The 14744-nt window shown below is 64.3% G+C and carries 17 protein-coding genes; 5 read left to right on the plus strand and 12 right to left on the minus strand.

Annotated elements, in window-relative coordinates:
* Positions 1-86 precede the first annotated feature (86 nt).
* Positions 87-344 carry a hypothetical protein gene (locus XH85_RS33795; RefSeq protein WP_091892489.1) on the plus strand — a complete coding sequence of 86 codons (258 nt, stop codon included), beginning with the start codon at positions 87-89 and terminating at the stop codon, positions 342-344.
* 94 nt (positions 345-438) lie between these two features.
* A complete protein-coding gene (locus XH85_RS33800; RefSeq protein ID WP_128935344.1) occupies positions 439-675 on the plus strand; it encodes a hypothetical protein in 237 nt (78 codons plus the stop codon).
* A 389-nt stretch (positions 676-1064) separates the two neighbouring features.
* Here the strand turns inward: XH85_RS33800 and XH85_RS33810 are convergent, their stop codons facing one another.
* Positions 1065-1286, minus strand: a complete 222-nt coding sequence (locus XH85_RS33810) for a hypothetical protein (RefSeq protein ID WP_128935345.1) — start codon at positions 1284-1286, stop codon at positions 1065-1067.
* A gap of 115 nt (positions 1287-1401) precedes the next feature.
* Between XH85_RS33810 and XH85_RS33815 the strand changes: the two genes are divergently transcribed.
* Both XH85_RS33815 and XH85_RS33820 read left to right on the plus strand, forming a co-directional pair.
* Positions 1402-1596 carry a DUF3072 domain-containing protein gene (locus tag XH85_RS33815; RefSeq protein ID WP_128935346.1) on the plus strand — a complete coding sequence of 65 codons (195 nt, stop codon included), beginning with the start codon at positions 1402-1404 and terminating at the stop codon, positions 1594-1596.
* Between the two features lie 88 nt (positions 1597-1684).
* On the plus strand, positions 1685-1981 hold the full coding sequence (locus XH85_RS33820) for a DUF6496 domain-containing protein (protein WP_128935347.1): 297 nt from the start codon (positions 1685-1687) through the stop codon (positions 1979-1981).
* Between the two features lie 6 nt (positions 1982-1987).
* On the opposite strand, the gene XH85_RS33825 is transcribed toward XH85_RS33820, so the two are convergent.
* Positions 1988-2350 carry a hypothetical protein gene (locus XH85_RS33825; RefSeq protein WP_128935348.1) on the minus strand — a complete coding sequence of 121 codons (363 nt, stop codon included), beginning with the start codon at positions 2348-2350 and terminating at the stop codon, positions 1988-1990.
* A gap of 275 nt (positions 2351-2625) precedes the next feature.
* Positions 2626-4167, minus strand: a complete 1542-nt coding sequence (locus XH85_RS33830; RefSeq protein ID WP_128935349.1) for a Do family serine endopeptidase — start codon at positions 4165-4167, stop codon at positions 2626-2628.
* 208 nt (positions 4168-4375) lie between these two features.
* Between XH85_RS33830 and XH85_RS33835 the strand changes: the two genes are divergently transcribed.
* Positions 4376-5212 (plus strand): universal stress protein, encoded by an 837-nt coding sequence (locus XH85_RS33835; protein WP_128935350.1) that lies wholly within the window; start codon positions 4376-4378, stop codon positions 5210-5212.
* 20 nt (positions 5213-5232) lie between these two features.
* Here the strand turns inward: XH85_RS33835 and XH85_RS33840 are convergent, their stop codons facing one another.
* The 9 genes from XH85_RS33840 to XH85_RS33880 form a co-directional block, all read right to left on the minus strand.
* Positions 5233-5445, minus strand: coding sequence for a hypothetical protein (locus XH85_RS33840; RefSeq protein ID WP_128935351.1), 213 nt, complete (start codon positions 5443-5445; stop codon positions 5233-5235).
* Positions 5446-5980: 535 nt separating this feature from the next.
* Positions 5981-6718 (minus strand): ribulose-phosphate 3-epimerase, encoded by a 738-nt coding sequence (gene rpe, locus XH85_RS33845; protein WP_128935352.1) that lies wholly within the window; start codon positions 6716-6718, stop codon positions 5981-5983.
* On the minus strand, positions 6715-7647 hold the full coding sequence (gene cbbX / locus XH85_RS33850; RefSeq protein ID WP_164939912.1) for a CbbX protein: 933 nt from the start codon (positions 7645-7647) through the stop codon (positions 6715-6717). The genes rpe and cbbX overlap by 4 nt, the downstream gene beginning before the upstream one ends.
* A 99-nt stretch (positions 7648-7746) precedes the next feature.
* Entirely contained in the window at positions 7747-8154 is a 408-nt protein-coding gene (locus XH85_RS33855; protein WP_091892515.1) for a ribulose bisphosphate carboxylase small subunit, read from the minus strand.
* Positions 8155-8164: 10 nt separating this feature from the next.
* Positions 8165-9625, minus strand: coding sequence for a form I ribulose bisphosphate carboxylase large subunit (locus XH85_RS33860; protein WP_128935354.1), 1461 nt, complete (start codon positions 9623-9625; stop codon positions 8165-8167).
* A 29-nt stretch (positions 9626-9654) separates the two neighbouring features.
* Positions 9655-10740: a class II fructose-bisphosphate aldolase gene (gene fba / locus XH85_RS33865; RefSeq protein WP_091892520.1), complete on the minus strand. Its 1086-nt coding sequence runs from the start codon at positions 10738-10740 to the stop codon at positions 9655-9657.
* 12 nt (positions 10741-10752) lie between these two features.
* The gene (gene tkt / locus XH85_RS33870) at positions 10753-12771 is read right to left on the minus strand and encodes a transketolase (RefSeq protein ID WP_128935355.1); all 2019 of its coding nucleotides are present in this window, start codon (positions 12769-12771) and stop codon (positions 10753-10755) included.
* Between the two features lie 31 nt (positions 12772-12802).
* Positions 12803-13678 (minus strand): phosphoribulokinase, encoded by an 876-nt coding sequence (locus tag XH85_RS33875; protein WP_128935356.1) that lies wholly within the window; start codon positions 13676-13678, stop codon positions 12803-12805.
* Positions 13679-13690: 12 nt separating this feature from the next.
* Complete coding sequence (locus XH85_RS33880) at positions 13691-14728, minus strand: class 1 fructose-bisphosphatase (RefSeq protein ID WP_128935357.1); 1038 nt, start codon at positions 14726-14728, stop codon at positions 13691-13693.
* Between the last annotated feature and the right edge of the window lie 16 nt (positions 14729-14744).

Below are 14744 nucleotides of genomic sequence, written 5' to 3' on the forward strand. Positions count from 1 at the left end.
GATGAAGCTGACGATGACAATTCCTTCATCCTGATGGAACCAATGGCGATCGCGCGCGTTTGCCTGCCAGATCGGGACATAGTTCCATGCGCGCGAAAAAGTCGTCGAACCTGATCTCTCCCACCGGCCTTATCAAGCTGATGACACATGCGATGATGGGTGCAGCCCTCGGCCTCGCCTTCAGCCTCGCACTCATTCTGACCAATCCAGCCGTCGCCAACCTGCTGAGCCATGGCGGAAGCCAAGCCGCTATTGTCTTCGCTCTCACGCTGGTGACGACCTTCGCGATCGGCGCGACGCTCACCGGCATCGTGTTCATCCTCGAAGAGAACAAGCAATCTTGAAGCGTGCGCGACGCGTGGAGAAGCTTTGTTGGGAACTCCTGCGAGGAACGGCCGTTGGCCGCCTGCGTCAATTTAACCCAGGGAGTTCCCCCATATGAAGACAGTCAAGCTCGTCCTCACCGCAATGTTGGCAACGGGCCTCGCCGCCGCGCCGTTCGCCGTGCAGGCGAAGTCGCACAAGGCCAAACATGGATCCTCGATGTCATCGTCGCAGACCACGGGCGCGAATACCAAGTCCTCCAAGGGTGCCGATCCCTCCGGTCAAGGCGGCTCTGGCCCCGGCTCCGACCAGGGCGGCACGATGACGAACAAGGGCGGCATGAGCAAGTGAGCTCTGCCCGGCAAGGTGAGAGTCCCGCGTTCAGCGCGGGGCTTTTCACTCGAGGACGACGACGATTCATCTTGCCCTCTCCTTCGCGCTCTAGGCTAGCGCCACATGGTCGGCGCGCTGATCCTCCGACAGCATCGACAATCTCCAGCATGTCGCTTGCGCGCACGCCTTAGCTGCGTCGGATGTCAGTGATGTTAAGACAGCTTGCCGCGGAATTCGTCTTAACGAGATGCTCGAACTGCGCCCGCTTGCGCGCGATCAGGCCGCAGCGTCGTCGAGGCCCTCGCGCTGCAATTGCCGGATGGCGGAGCCCAGTTCGAGAATCTCGGCGCGCAATTTCAGGATCCGGTAGTTGTCCGGGTCTTCCTCCACCGCGCGCCCCCGATGTCTCAGCGGCGGGCCAACACGCGCGCCGGCTTGTCGACATTCATCAAGGAGCGAAGACGCATCCGGTCGCGAACGTCGGGCAGGACATCGCCGCCCCCGGCCGACTTCCATTCGTCGATAAGCAGGTTGATCTTCCGGCGCAGATTGATCTGCGCCAGAGCTTGTTCGGTGCAGTCGCAATCGCCGTTGACGAGAGCGCGCACAGACGCCTCGACATCGGCCATTTCCAGCCTCAAAGCGCTGATTTTACGCCGAATTTCATTAATTCTGTTGTCCATGGCTTGTTAGAACAAAATAAGAACATATAGTCAAGCCAGATTTCAAGGACGGAGGAGCGACATGCAGGTCCAGGCGAAATACGACGCCAGGGTTTTTCTTGGCGAGCAGATGACACGGGCGCAGGGACTGAGGCTGAAGCGGCTGAGCGAAGAGGCCTATCAGCCGGCACAATATGCGCGAGATCTGTCCTCTGCCGAGGCTGCGCGGCGCATTCAGGTGCTGGAGGCCGAGATCGAGCTGGCGAATTCGTTCTGAGCCGCCTTCACCGCCCGGAACATTGCACGCGTGCTGTCGGAACCATGCCAGTGTCGAATGGTTCTCCCTCCGCCAAGGGAGAACAGGCATGGCACGCAAGGCAAAGAAGCGCCGCTACTCGCGCAGCTCCGGCAGCGATGTCGAAAGCGAGATGCGGCGCTACAAGAAAGGTACCGCGAAGAGCGGACGTGGCGGTCGCGGCGGACGCGTGAAGAGCCGCAAGCAGGCGATCGCGATCGGGCTGTCGAAGGCCCGCAAGAAGGGCAAGAAGGTCCCGAAGAAGGCCTCGAAGCGGAAGACGTCCAAGAAGAAGACGTCCAGGAAATCTTCCAAGAAATCTTCCAAGAAATCGTCGAAGCGCAAATCCAGCAAGCGGTCGCGCTGACCTCAGTCAGATCATGCTGCCCGGCATGAAGCAGCGGATCGAAATCCCGAACGCAGTCTTCACCGGCCACACCATGGTGCGGCCGGCGCGGTTCGGCTCGGTGATCACGGCTTCATCCGGCACCTCGACCCATTGCCCGTCCAACCGCACACGGTAGTGCCCGTTGTGCGATTCCCAATCTGGGTCGGAGACGGCAAAGCCGTCCGCATCCGAGCAGCACGGACCGAGGTGGCTGCGCAGGCTGTCGAACCATGGCTTCAGGGGCGAGTTCGCATAGCGGCCATCGTCGCGCCCGAAGGCGTTTCCAGCCGGCAGCACGAACCACGCCACGAGCAGCGTACTCATCAGCGAGAGCTTCAATCGATCCATGTCGGCACCGATCAATGTGAACCAGCGGCCAGTTCCACAAAGCGGCCGGAGGTTCGAAGGTTCCACGCTCGCGAGCCCACTCCGCGGCTGCGTTGCCGCCGAGCAGATGCCCGACCAGAAAGTGTGATGGCCGAACACGGCTTTTTCGGACGAACCGGGTCACCCTCCCTGCCGTTAACGAGAATGTTATCGGGTGACCTGTGGGAATCTTAAGTGCGAATGCGAAAGGCGGCCCAAAGGGCCGCCTTTTTGAATTGTACCGATCGAGGTTCGCCTTACGCGAGTGGCACCGCGACGAACCGGGTGGCATCCGCGCTTCTGATCTGCAACAGCACGCTGCGCTTGCCGGACGATTTGGCCTGCGCCAGCTCCGAGCGCACCTCGCCGACATTGCTGACGGCCTTGCCGCCGACATTGAGGATGACGTCACCGGTCTTGATGCCGCGCTGCGCGGCCGGCCCTTCCGGATCAACCTCGGTGACGACGACACCCTTCTGGCCGGCGCCCTGCACATCGCCGGCCGGAGCCAGACCAAGCCCGAGGCGCGGCATGCCGGCGCCCGGCTGCACCTTGCCGTCATAGGCCTTGCCCTGAGCCTGCCGTTCGTTCGGCAGTTCGCCGAGCGCCAGCGTCACCGTCTTGCTCTCGCCCTTGTGGAAGACGTCGAGCTTGACTGAGCTGCCGGGCGCCAGGGTGGCGATGGTGCGGGCGAGATCGCGGGAATCCTTGACTGCCGTGCCGTTGACGGAGGTGATGACGTCGCCCGCCTCGATGCCGGCCTTCGCCGCCGGGCTGTCGGGTTGCGGATTGTCGACGATCGCGCCGCGCGCCTGCTTCAGTCCGAGACTATCGGCGATATCCGATGTCACCGGCTGCACCTGCACGCCGAGCCAGCCGCGGGTGACCGCGCCCTTGTCCTTCAACTGCGCCACCACCAGTTTTGCGGTCGTGGCCGGAATGTCGAAGCCGATGCCGACCGAACCGCCGGAGGGCGAGAAGATCGCGGTGTTCACGCCGATCACGTTGCCGTTCATGTCGAAAGCGGGACCGCCGGAATTGCCTTTGTTGATCGGCGCGTCGATCTGGATGAAGTCGTCATAAGGACCATTGCCGATGTCGCGGCCGCTGGCCGAGACGATGCCGGCGGTGACGGTGCCGCCGAGCCCGAAGGGATTGCCGACCGCGACCACCCAATCGCCGATGCGCGGCTTCTGGTCGGAGAATTTGACGAACGGAAAATCCTTCTTGCCGTCGACCTTGATCAGCGCGAGATCCGTCTTCGGATCGGCGCCGACGACCTTCGCGGTGTAGGTCGTGCCGTCGTCCATGGTCACCTGCACGGACTCGGCGTGATCGACGACGTGGTTGTTGGTCACGGCATAGCCATCGGCCGAGATGAAGAAGCCCGAGCCCTCGCCCGTGATCATCTGGTGGCGCTGACGCGGCATGCCGTTCATGCCATCGGGAAAGCGGAAGCCGAACTGTCGCGAGAACTGGTCGAACGGCGAGTCTTCGTCCGAATCCATCCGGTTCTGTTGCAGCATTGCGCTCTTGTCGCTGTCCTGGTCGATTCTGACCCGCACCGAGATGACGGCGGGTTTGACCTTGGCCACGAGATCGCCAAAGCCCGGCGGGGTCGCAGCCGTTTCCGCGGCCTGGGCCGGCGCGACGAAGGAGGTCAGGCCGAATGGCGAAGCACCGGGAGCAGCCGCCAGCACGGCCGCGCCGAGCGCGGCTGCGGTGCCGAGCAGCGTGAGCCTGCGCGGCCTCAAGATCTTGCGGGACGTGGGGGTGTCGGAATTGACGCGATCGTTCATGTCGAAATGTCCATGTTGAGCAGGTGTCGCCTTGCGCGTAACATGGGCGTTGCCACCTTACGGCGTCCCGTCCAGGCGATTAAATCTTGGCAAAGGATTGGGACCGGGCCCCGCGGCGAGTTCGTCGCTGCACATTGATGCAGCTCAACGCAGGTCCTTCGTGCAGTGAAAAACTGCGTCACCGGATGATGTTCATCGGAGGCGCGCCATGTACAAAGACATTCTCGTCCACATCCCGACCGAGCGTCCGATGCGTCCCGCGATCGATGGCTCGATCTCGCTCGCGGCGCACCTCAACGCCCATCTCGACGCGGTCGCGGTCGGCTATATCGCAACCAGTGCGGCTTACGTCGTGGAGGGTGGCGCCGCCGCGGCGGCCGTGTTCGAGCTGGAACGCGAGCGCGCAATGGAGCGGGCCGAGGCCGCGCTCGCAATATTCAGGAGCGAAGCGGTGAACGCGGGCATCTCCCACGCCTGCCACCCGCTCGGCGCGATCCCGATGGATGCAGCCGGCACGCTCGGCGAGATGGCGCGACTGCACGACCTCAGCATCGTGCTCCAGCCCGATCCGACGCAAGGCTCGTTCGACAACGACATGCCCGGCGAGATCCTGTTCCAGGCGGGCGGCCCGGTGCTGTTCCTGCCGTACACCTTCCGCGGGACCTTCAAGGCGAACCGGATCGGCATCTGCTGGGACGGCAGCCCCCTCGCTGCCCGCGCAATGCGCGACGCAGCCCCGTTCCTGGCCCGCGCCGAGGCAATCGTGATCATCACGATCAACGAAGCCGATGCGGCCTGCGGCGAAGCTTCAGCGACCAATCTGGCAAGACATCTCGGCCGGCGCGGGCTCTCGACCCGCACGGTCGGCCTGTCGGCCACGCGCGCCGACATCCAGCCCACGATCCTATCTCTGGCGGCCGATGAGAGCCTCGATCTCCTGGTGATGGGCGGCTACGGCCATTCGCGATTGCAGGAGCGCTTTCTCGGCGGCGTCACCCGCGGCATGCTGGAGGCCATGACGATTCCGACGCTGATGTCGCATTGAGCCGAGCCGGCCCGCCGCTGCTACGCCGCGGCAGGTGTCTTCAATGGCCCGGCTTCAGCGACGTCCTCGCCGCCTTGTGCGTTGCACGCGTCGAAATGCGCCTTGAGCTCGACTTCCGCGAGATATTCGAAATGTTCGGCCTGGCCGAGGAGCTCCCAATTCTGGAGCGGCCGGTAAGCGGCCTGCTGACGACAGAGGGACGCCAGCGCCCGGTAGCGACGTACGTTCTCCATGAGACCCTCCCTCGCATTCACAGGGCTTATTGCCCCGATTTGCGTCAGGCCGATGGCGGTCATGCAAAAGTTTTGCTGCGCCCGCCGCGGCGCCGACTTCAGCTAGTTCTAGCAAATGCCCAAGGAAGCCAAAGTTCCAGTCGAAGCGGACTCTCGCTCTGAATTCCCGCCGCACCCATCAAGGGCTAGGCATAGAGGCGACGCTCGACGGTCACGCCGACGAGATCGAGATAGCTCCTCACGGCTGCCGAATTAGAGCACGAGCTGAGCGGGCCCGAGCAGTGGATCAGCTCCCCGCCAGCCATGGGCAGCATTCCAATGGAGATATTGAATGTGCTTCCACGCCTCTGCAGTTATTAAACCACAGATTGTAGCGCGGCGCATTAATCGAACGCGTGCTTCGGCGCTCTTGGTTACCCTGGCATGAAGGGTGTTGCCGATTCGTGCTGGATTCTCCGTAGGACCCCGGAGAAAAATGCGCACTATGAAGCGATCGATACCTCGGCGTAATCGCCTGGGTGATGCTCTCCGTAGTCTACCGGATGCGCGCACTTTCTCCGACGCGCAGCGGCCGCGCGGCATTATCTTTCGTCTTTGGAACCCGGCCGGCCTCGGCGGCGGTGCGAATGGCCGCAATATTGGATGCGTATTCGGCGGCGCTCTTGCCGCGAAACACGGCGGACCCCGCCACGAGCGTATCGGCGCCCGCTGCAGCCACGGCAGCGGCATTGTCGCGCGTGATACCTCCATCGACCTCGAGCCGGATCGGCCGGTCGCCGATCATGGCCTTGATCCGTGCGATCTTCGCCAGCTGGGAGTCGAGGAAGGACTGGCCGCCGAAGCCGGGATTGACCGTCATTACCAGCACGAGGTCGAGGCGATCGAGCACATATTCGATCGCGCTCTCCGGCGTTGCGGGACACAGGCTAACGCCGGCTTTCCTGCCGAGCGCGCGGATCGCCTGAAGCGAACGGTCGAGATGCGGGCCGGCTTCGGCGTGCACCGTGATGACGTCCGCACCGGCCTTCGCGAACGCCTCGAGGTAAGGATCAGCAGGCGCGATCATGAGATGCACGTCGAAGACTTTCTTCGTGAGCGGCCGGATTGCCTTGATGACATCGGCGCCGAAGCTGATGTTCGGCACAAAGTGTCCATCCATGACGTCGCAATGGATCCAGTCCGCCCCGGCCGTATCGATCGCCGCGATCTCCTCGCCGAGACGCGCGAAATCCGCGGCCAGGATCGAAGGAGCAATGATCATCTCTCTCGTCATGATTTTGCACTCCGCGAGTCGGCGCCGCCGCCGAAGACGCGGCTCGCCAGGACGTCCATGGGATCGATGGTTTCGAGGTCGGCGACGTCGAGCATGCGATCAAGATCGGACACCAGGCGATCGGCCTGCCGCAGGCGAATGCGGTCGACGGCGTTGCGGATCGAGCGCGCATTGGAGAAGAACGGCTGGGTCCGGCGCAACGCGATGTATTTTTCGAACGCCTCGCGCGCCGCCGCCGAGAAGCGATAGCCGCGCTCCTTCAGCATCAGCTCGGCGATGACGAGCAGCTCGGCTTCGGCATAATCCGGAAATTCGATGTGATGCGCGATGCGCGAGCGGAAGCCGGGATTGGAGGCGAAGAAGCTCGTCATCCGCTCGCCATAGCCGGCGAGGATCACGACCAGATCCTCGCGCTGGTTCTCCATCACCTGGAGCAGGATTTCGATCGCCTCCTGGCCGTAGTCGCGCTCGTTGTCGGGGCGATGGAGATAATAGGCCTCGTCGATGAACAGCACGCCGCCCATCGCCTTCTTCAATATCTCCTTGGTCTTCGGGGCGGTATGGCCGATATACTGGCCGACGAGATCGTCGCGCGTGACCGAGATCACCTGCCCTCGTCGCACGAAGCCGAGGCCGTGCAGGATCTTGGCCATGCGCAGCGCCACCGTGGTCTTGCCGGTGCCGGGATTGCCGGTGAACGACATGTGCAGCGTCGGCGGCGCGGAGGCCAATCCAGCGCGCTGCCGAATGCGCTCGATCAACAGCAGCGAGGCGATCTGGCGCACGCGGTTCTTTACCGGCTTCAATCCGACCAGCTCCTGCTCGAGCTGTTGCAGCGTGTCGGTGATCTCAGCCGCTTCGGCCTCCTTGCGGAGATCGAAACTGGTCTCGCTGTGTTCGGTCGTCGTTGCGTGGGGCACATCGAGCATCGGCACCTCGAAGAAAAGGGCTTCGCCGCGGGGGGAGCGGCGAAGCAGTGGTCCGCCAAGGATGCGGAGCAGGGAGAGCTCCGCGCGGAAGCGGATGCCTTAAGTTGACGCGTGCGCGGCCGGTCGGCGCACGGTGGTGTAACGGATCGCGCGGCCGCCCACCTCCTGCCGCACCAGCTCGAGCTCCGCTTCCTGCTTCGGCCGGTTGACGAGGAAGGAGATGCGCACCGATTCCCAGCCGTGGCTGGAATCGAAGCCGCTGATGCGGATGTAGCGGTCGCCATACACCCTGCGGCACTCAGCGAGCTCCATCATCACGCCGGCAGCATCCTGGAGATCGAACATCGGCAGGCCCCACATCTCCCAATAAGTGTTGCGGGGATGCGGATCGTCGGTGAACTCGATGTTCACAGCCCAGCCTTTGGCAAGGCAGTACTGCACTTGGCTGTAGATCTGGTCATCGGTCAGATCAGGCAGGTATGAGAAGCAACCCTGGGTCAGTTTCATGTGAATCTCCTCAAACGGTTTCCAGCGCCGTCGGCACGAAGTCCGGCGTGTCGGTGGATTGATAGTTGAAGGTGACGTCCTTCCAGACTTCGAGCGCGGCCTTCAGCGGCGTGCAGGTCTCGGCCGCCTTGGCGAGGATCTCCGGCCCTTCGTGGACGTAGTCGCGGCCCTCGTTGCGGGCGAGGATCATCGCTTCCAGCGCCACGCGATTGGCGGTCGCGCCGGCCGCAATGCCCATGGGATGGCCGATGGTGCCACCGCCGAATTGCAGCACGACGTCTTCACCCAAGAGGTCGAGCAGCTGGTGCATCTGCCCGGCATGGATGCCGCCGGAGGCGACCGGCATCATCTTGTTCAGGCTCGCCCAGGACTGGTCGAAGAAGATGCCGTGTTCTAGCTTCGTCGGATTAAAATCTTCGCGGCAGACGTCGTAATAGCCGCGCGTGGTGTTCGGATCGCCCTCGAGCTTGCCGACCACGGTGCCAGCATGGATGTGGTCGACGCCGGCGAGCCGCATCCACTTGGCGATGACGCGGAACGACACGCCGTGGCTCTTCTGCCGCGTATAGGTCGAGTGGCCGGCGCGATGGAGATGCAGGATCATGTCGTTGCGCCGCGCCCACTTCGCCATGGACTGGATCGCGGTGTAGCCGATCACGAGGTCGATCATGACCACGACCGAGCCGAGCTCCTTGGCGAACTCAGCACGCTCGTACATGTCCTCCATGGTGGCCGCGGTGATGTTGAGATAGGTGCCCTTGACCTCGCCCGAGGCCGCCTGCGCGCGGTTGACGCCCTCCATGCAATAGAGGAAGCGGTCACGCCAGTGCATGAAGGGCTGCGAGTTGATGTTCTCGTCATCCTTGGTGAAGTCGAGCCCGCCCTTCAGCGCCTCGTAGACTACGCGGCCGTAGTTGCGCCCCGAAAGACCGAGCTTGGGCTTGATGGTCGCACCCAGCAAAGGGCGGCCGAACTTGTCGAGCCGTTCACGCTCGACCACGATGCCGGTCGCCGGTCCCTGGAACGTCTTCACATAGGCGACCGGGAAGCGCATGTCCTCCAGACGCAGCGCCTTGAGCGGCTTGAAGCCGAACACGTTGCCGATGATCGAGGCCGAGAGGTTGGCGATCGAGCCTGGCTCGAACAGGTCGAGGTCATAGGCGATGTAGGCGAAGTAAGAGCCGGGCGAGCCGGGGACCGGATCGACGCGGTAGCACTTGGCGCGGTATTTCTCCGCGGCGGTTAACCGATCGGTCCACACCACTGTCCAGGTCGCGGTTGAGGATTCACCGGCGACCGCAGCCGACGCCTCGATCGGGTCGACCCCCTCCTGCGGGGTGACACGAAACAGCGCGATGACGTCGGTGTCCTTTGGCGTGTAATCGGGCTCCCAATAGCCCATGCGCTTATATTCCATCACGCCCGAGCGATATCTTTCCTTGCCGCGAACGGTTCCTGCGTGTGCGTTCATGACTCTCTCCTGCTCTTCTCTCTGAATGACTAGGCAGCGACCGGTTCGCGGGCGTCGATGCGCGGATCAAGTTCGCCGGCGCGATAGCGCCGCGCCATCTCGCTCATCGGGACGACCTTGATCTTGCTGGCGTGGCCTGCCGTGCCGAACTGCTCGAAGCGCTCGCGACAAAGCTCGCGCATCGCATCCATCGCCGGCTTGAGGAACTTTCGTGGATCGAACTCGGAGCGCGCTTGCGCGGCGACCTTGCGGAATACCGCAGTCATCGCAAGACGGCAGTCAGTGTCGATATTGACTTTGCGCACGCCGCTTCGGATGCCGCGCACGATCTCCTCGACCGGCACGCCCCAGGTCTGCGGCATCTCGCCGCCGAACTGATTGAACATGTCCTGCAGCGGCTGCGGCACCGAGGACGAACCGTGCATCACGAGATGCGTGTTCGGCAGCCGGCGATGGATCTCCTCGACCACCCGCATCGCCAGGATGTCGCCATCCGGCTTGCGGCTGAACTTGTAGGCGCCGTGCGAGGTGCCCATCGCGATCGCCAGGGCATCGACCTTCGTCGCGCGGACAAAATCGACGGCCTGGTCCGGATCGGTCAGCAGCTGATCGTGACTGACCTTGCCCTCGACGCCGTGACCATCCTCCTGCTCGCCGCCGCCGTGCTCGAGCGAGCCGAGCACGCCGAGCTCGCCTTCGACGGATGCGCCGACCCAATGGGCGAGGTCGACGACACGGCGGGTGATCGCGACATTGTAGTCATAATCGGCCGCCGTCTTGGCGTCGGCCTTGAGCGAGCCGTCCATCATGACCGACGTGAAGCCATGGGCTATGGCGGAGGCGCAGGTCGCCTCGTCATTGCCGTGGTCCTGGTGCATGCAGAGCGGAATGTCGGGATAGGTCCGCTCCAGCGCATCGATCATGTGCGAGAGCATGAGATCGCCGGCATAGCTGCGCGCACCGCGCGAGGCCTGCATGATGACCGGCGCATCGACCTCGGCCGCCGCCTGCATGATCGCGATGCCCTGCTCCATGTTGTTGATGTTGAACGCCGGCACCGCGTAGCCGTGGCTGGCGGCGTGATCGAGCAATTGACGAAGGGTGATACGAGCCACGATTAATCCTCCTTATTGTTTCTTGCGGGCGATCGCCCGCCGGGCGGCTTCCGCAATGCTTTGCGGTGTGATGCCGAACTCGCGGTACAGCACGGGCGCCGGCGCCGAGGCGCCGAAGCCGCGCATGCCGACGAACTCGCCCTCAGTGCCGATCCAGCGCGGCCAGTCACCCGCTACGGCCGCCTCGATGCCGACACGCGGTGCAGTACCGAGCACCGTGGCGCGGTAGTCGTCCGGCTGCTCCTCGAACAGGGCGAAGCAGGGTGCAGAGACGACGGCTGCGCGGATGTGCTCGGTCGCGAGCAGGCGGGCCGCCTCCAGCGCGATCGACACTTCCGAGCCGGTCGCGATCAACGTCACGTCGCGGCCGCCGTCAGGGGAGACGACGAGATATGCGCCGCGCGCGACGCGATTTCTGCCGCGGACATCGCTGCGGAAGGTCGGCAAGGCCTGACGCGACAAGCACAACACGGACGGACGGCTCTCCAAGGTGAGTGCGCAATCCCAGGCTTCCAGCGTCTCCACCGCATCGGCGGGGCGGAACACCAGAAGGTTCGGAATCACCCGCAGTGCGGCGACATGCTCGACCGGCTGGTGCGTCGGGCCGTCCTCGCCGAGGCCGATGGAGTCGTGAGTCATCACATGAATCACGCGCAGCCGCATCAGAGCCGCAAGGCGAATCGCCGGCCGGCTGTAGTCGGAGAAGGCGAGGAAGGTGCCGCCATAGGGGATGAAGCCACCATGCAGCGCGAGGCCATTCATCGCGGCAGCCATGCCGTGCTCGCGAATGCCGTAGTGGATGTAGTCGCCGGCGAACGCCCCGCGCGTGACGGGAGCCTGCACCTTGGCATGCGTGAGGTTCGAATGCGTGAGGTCGGCGGAGCCGCCGACCAAGCCCGGAATCGCCCCGGCGATGCCGTCGAGCACCTGTTGCGAGGCCTGGCGCGTTGCGATCTTCGGACGCTCGCTGGCGAAGCGCTCGCGCAACTTCGCCGCAGCCAGCGCATAGGCGCCCGGCAAGGCGACGGCCTTACCCTCGACGAACAGGTCGCGCTGCTCGGGCGTCGCACGTTCATAGCGATCGAGCCAGGCAAGACGGGCGACCTGCCCGCGCTGTCCGATCATCCGCCACGCCTTCGAGATCGGGAGCGGCACCACGAAAGGCTGATAGTCCCAGCCCAACGCCCGCCGCGCGGCCGCGGTCTGCTCAGTGCCGAGCGGCGCACCATGCGCCTTCTCGGTGCCCTGTCTATCAGGCGCGCCATAGCCGATGATGGTGCGGCAGGCGATCAGCGACGGTTTTGTGGTCTCACGCTCCTCCGCGATCGCCTGTGCAATGGCTTCGGGATCGTGCCCATCGACACGGCGCACCGACCAGCCGGAGGCGGCGAAGCGGGCGAGCTGGTCGTCGGAGGTCGCGAGCGAGGTCGGCCCGTCGATGGAAATGCCGTTGTCGTCGAAAAGCACGATCAGACGCGCGAGCTGGAGATGACCGGCGAGCGAGATCGCCTCCTGGCTGATACCTTCCATCAGGCAGCCGTCACCGGCGATCACATAGGTGAAGTGATCGACGAGGCGGTCGCCATGCCGCGCATTGGCCATGCGTTCGGCGAGCGCCATGCCGACCGCCGTCGCAATCCCCTGCCCCAGCGGTCCAGTCGTAGTCTCGACGCCCGGCGTGTGGCCGTATTCCGGATGTCCCGGCGTCTTGGAGCCCCATTGCCGGAACGCCTTGATGTCGTCGAGGCTGACATCGCCGCCGGTCAGATGCAGCAGCGCATAGAGCAGCATCGAGCCGTGGCCCGCCGACAGCACGAAGCGGTCGCGGTCGGGCCAGTTGGGATGGGCCGAGTCGAATTTGAGGAAGCGCGAGAACAGCACGGTCGCGACGTCGGCCATGCCCATGGGCAGGCCGGGATGGCCCGACTGCGAGGTCTCGATGGCGTCCACCGCGAGGAAGCGGACGGCGTTGGCGAGATCGTTATGCGTGACCGCCGTAAGGTCGGCTTCGGCATGAACCGAGATATTCATCGGATCCTCCCGTTGTTGTCGTTGCTGTGCATCACTTCAGGCTCCGCTTGCGCTCGATCAGCTGCATGATCAGCGGCGTCAGGATGAGTTGCATCGCGAGATCGAGCTTGGCTCCGGGGCAAACGATCGAATTCGCGCGCGACATCCAGCTTTGCGGCAGCATCGAGAGCAGATAGGGGAAGTCGATCCCGCGTGGGTTCTTGAAGCGGATCACGACCATCGATTCGTCCGGCGTCGGGATCCAGCGCGCGATGAACGGATTGGAGGTGTCCACCGTTGGCACGCGCTGGAAGTTGATGTCGGTCTCGGTGAATTGCGGGCAGATGTAGTGGATGTAGTCGGGCATCCGCCGCAGGATGGTGTCGGTGACGGCCTCGGTCGAATAGCCGCGCGCGCTGCGGTCACGGTGCAGCTTCTGGATCCATTCGAGATTGATGACGGGCACGACGCCGATCTTGAGATCCGCATAGCGCGCGACGTTGACCTTGTCGGTGACGACGGCGCCGTGCAGGCCCTCGTAGAACAGCAGGTCCGAACTCTCCGGCAGCCGCTTCCACTCGGTGAAGGTGCCGGGTGCCGCGCCATGCAGCGCGGATTCCTCGGCGTCGTGGACGTAATGCCGCGTCACCGCCGTGCCGGTCTCGCCGTAGTCGCGGAACGCGCGCTCCAGCTCCTCGAACAGATTGGTCTCAGGGCTGAAATGGCTGAAGTGCTTGTTGCCGCGCTCGGCCTCCTTCGCCATCTGCGCGCGCATCTCGGCGCGGTCGTAGCGATGGAACGCGTCGCCCTCGATGTAGACGGCGTTGACCTTCTCGCGGAAAAATATCTGCTCGAAGGTCTTCTTGACCGAGGTAGTGCCGGCGCCGGAGGAGCCGGTGATCGAGATGATCGGATGCTTCCTGGACATGGGACGCCTCGCTCAGAGCCGGAAGAATCCGCGCCGCGCGAACAGCGGTGCGGAGACGCTGGCAACCAACAGGGGATCGCAATGCAATTCCTTGACCCTCCGCACCTCATTGCTCGAGCCCATGATCAGCGGCACGCGCTGATGCAGGCTTTGCGCAGACAGCTCGAGGATGCGCTCGCGCCCGGTCGTGGCCGAGCCGCCGGCCTGCTCGATGATCATCGCCATCGGGTGCGCCTCGTAGGTGAGGCGCAGGCGGCCGTCGCCATAGCCGGGTCGCGCGTCCGAAGGATAGAGGAACACACCGCCGCGGGTGAGAATGCGATAGGCCTCCGCGACCAGCGAGCCGATCCAGCGCATGTTGAAATCGTGGTTGGCGGGCCCGTCGACACCGGCGAGGCATTCGTCGATGAAGGCGCGCACCGGCGCATCCCAGTGCCGGCGATTGGACGCGTTGATCGCGAACTCCTCGCAGGCCTCGGAGATCTGCACGCCGCTGCGCGCGAGGCGGAAGCAGCCCGCCTTACGGTCAAGCGTGAAGATGTCGACGCCGTCGCCGAGCGTCAGCACCAGCGAGGTCTGCGGGCCGTAGGTGACGAAGCCCGCCGCGAGCTGCGCCGAGCCGCGCTGATGGAAGGCGAGCGAGAGATCATCAGGTGCCGGCAGGATCGAGAAGATCGTGCCGACGGTCATGTTGATGTCGATGTTGGAGGAGCCGTCGAGCGGATCGATCGCGACGCAGATGCGCCCCTGACGGTCGACGATCTGGGCCTCGCGCATCTCTTCCGACGCCAGCGCCGCGATCGGCAGCCTGACGAGGCAGCGGCGCAGGATCGCATCAGCCTGGACGTCGAGATCGCGCTGGACATCGCCGTCGCTGTTGCGGCCCGTCGTCAGGCCCGAGGCGTCGGCGAGATCGCCGGAGGCGATGAGATCGGCGATCTCGACCGCTGCTGCCGCGATGGCATCGACTGCGGCCGCCACGGCGAGCGCATGCGGTGCGGTCTCTGAGTACCGTTGAAGGTGGTCGTCCAGCCTGAGTTGCCCGGTCATCTGCGTCCATCCCCTT

The sequence above is a fragment of the Bradyrhizobium zhanjiangense genome (assembly GCF_004114935.1).
GTDB classification, from domain to species: Bacteria; Pseudomonadota; Alphaproteobacteria; order Rhizobiales; family Xanthobacteraceae; genus Bradyrhizobium; species Bradyrhizobium zhanjiangense.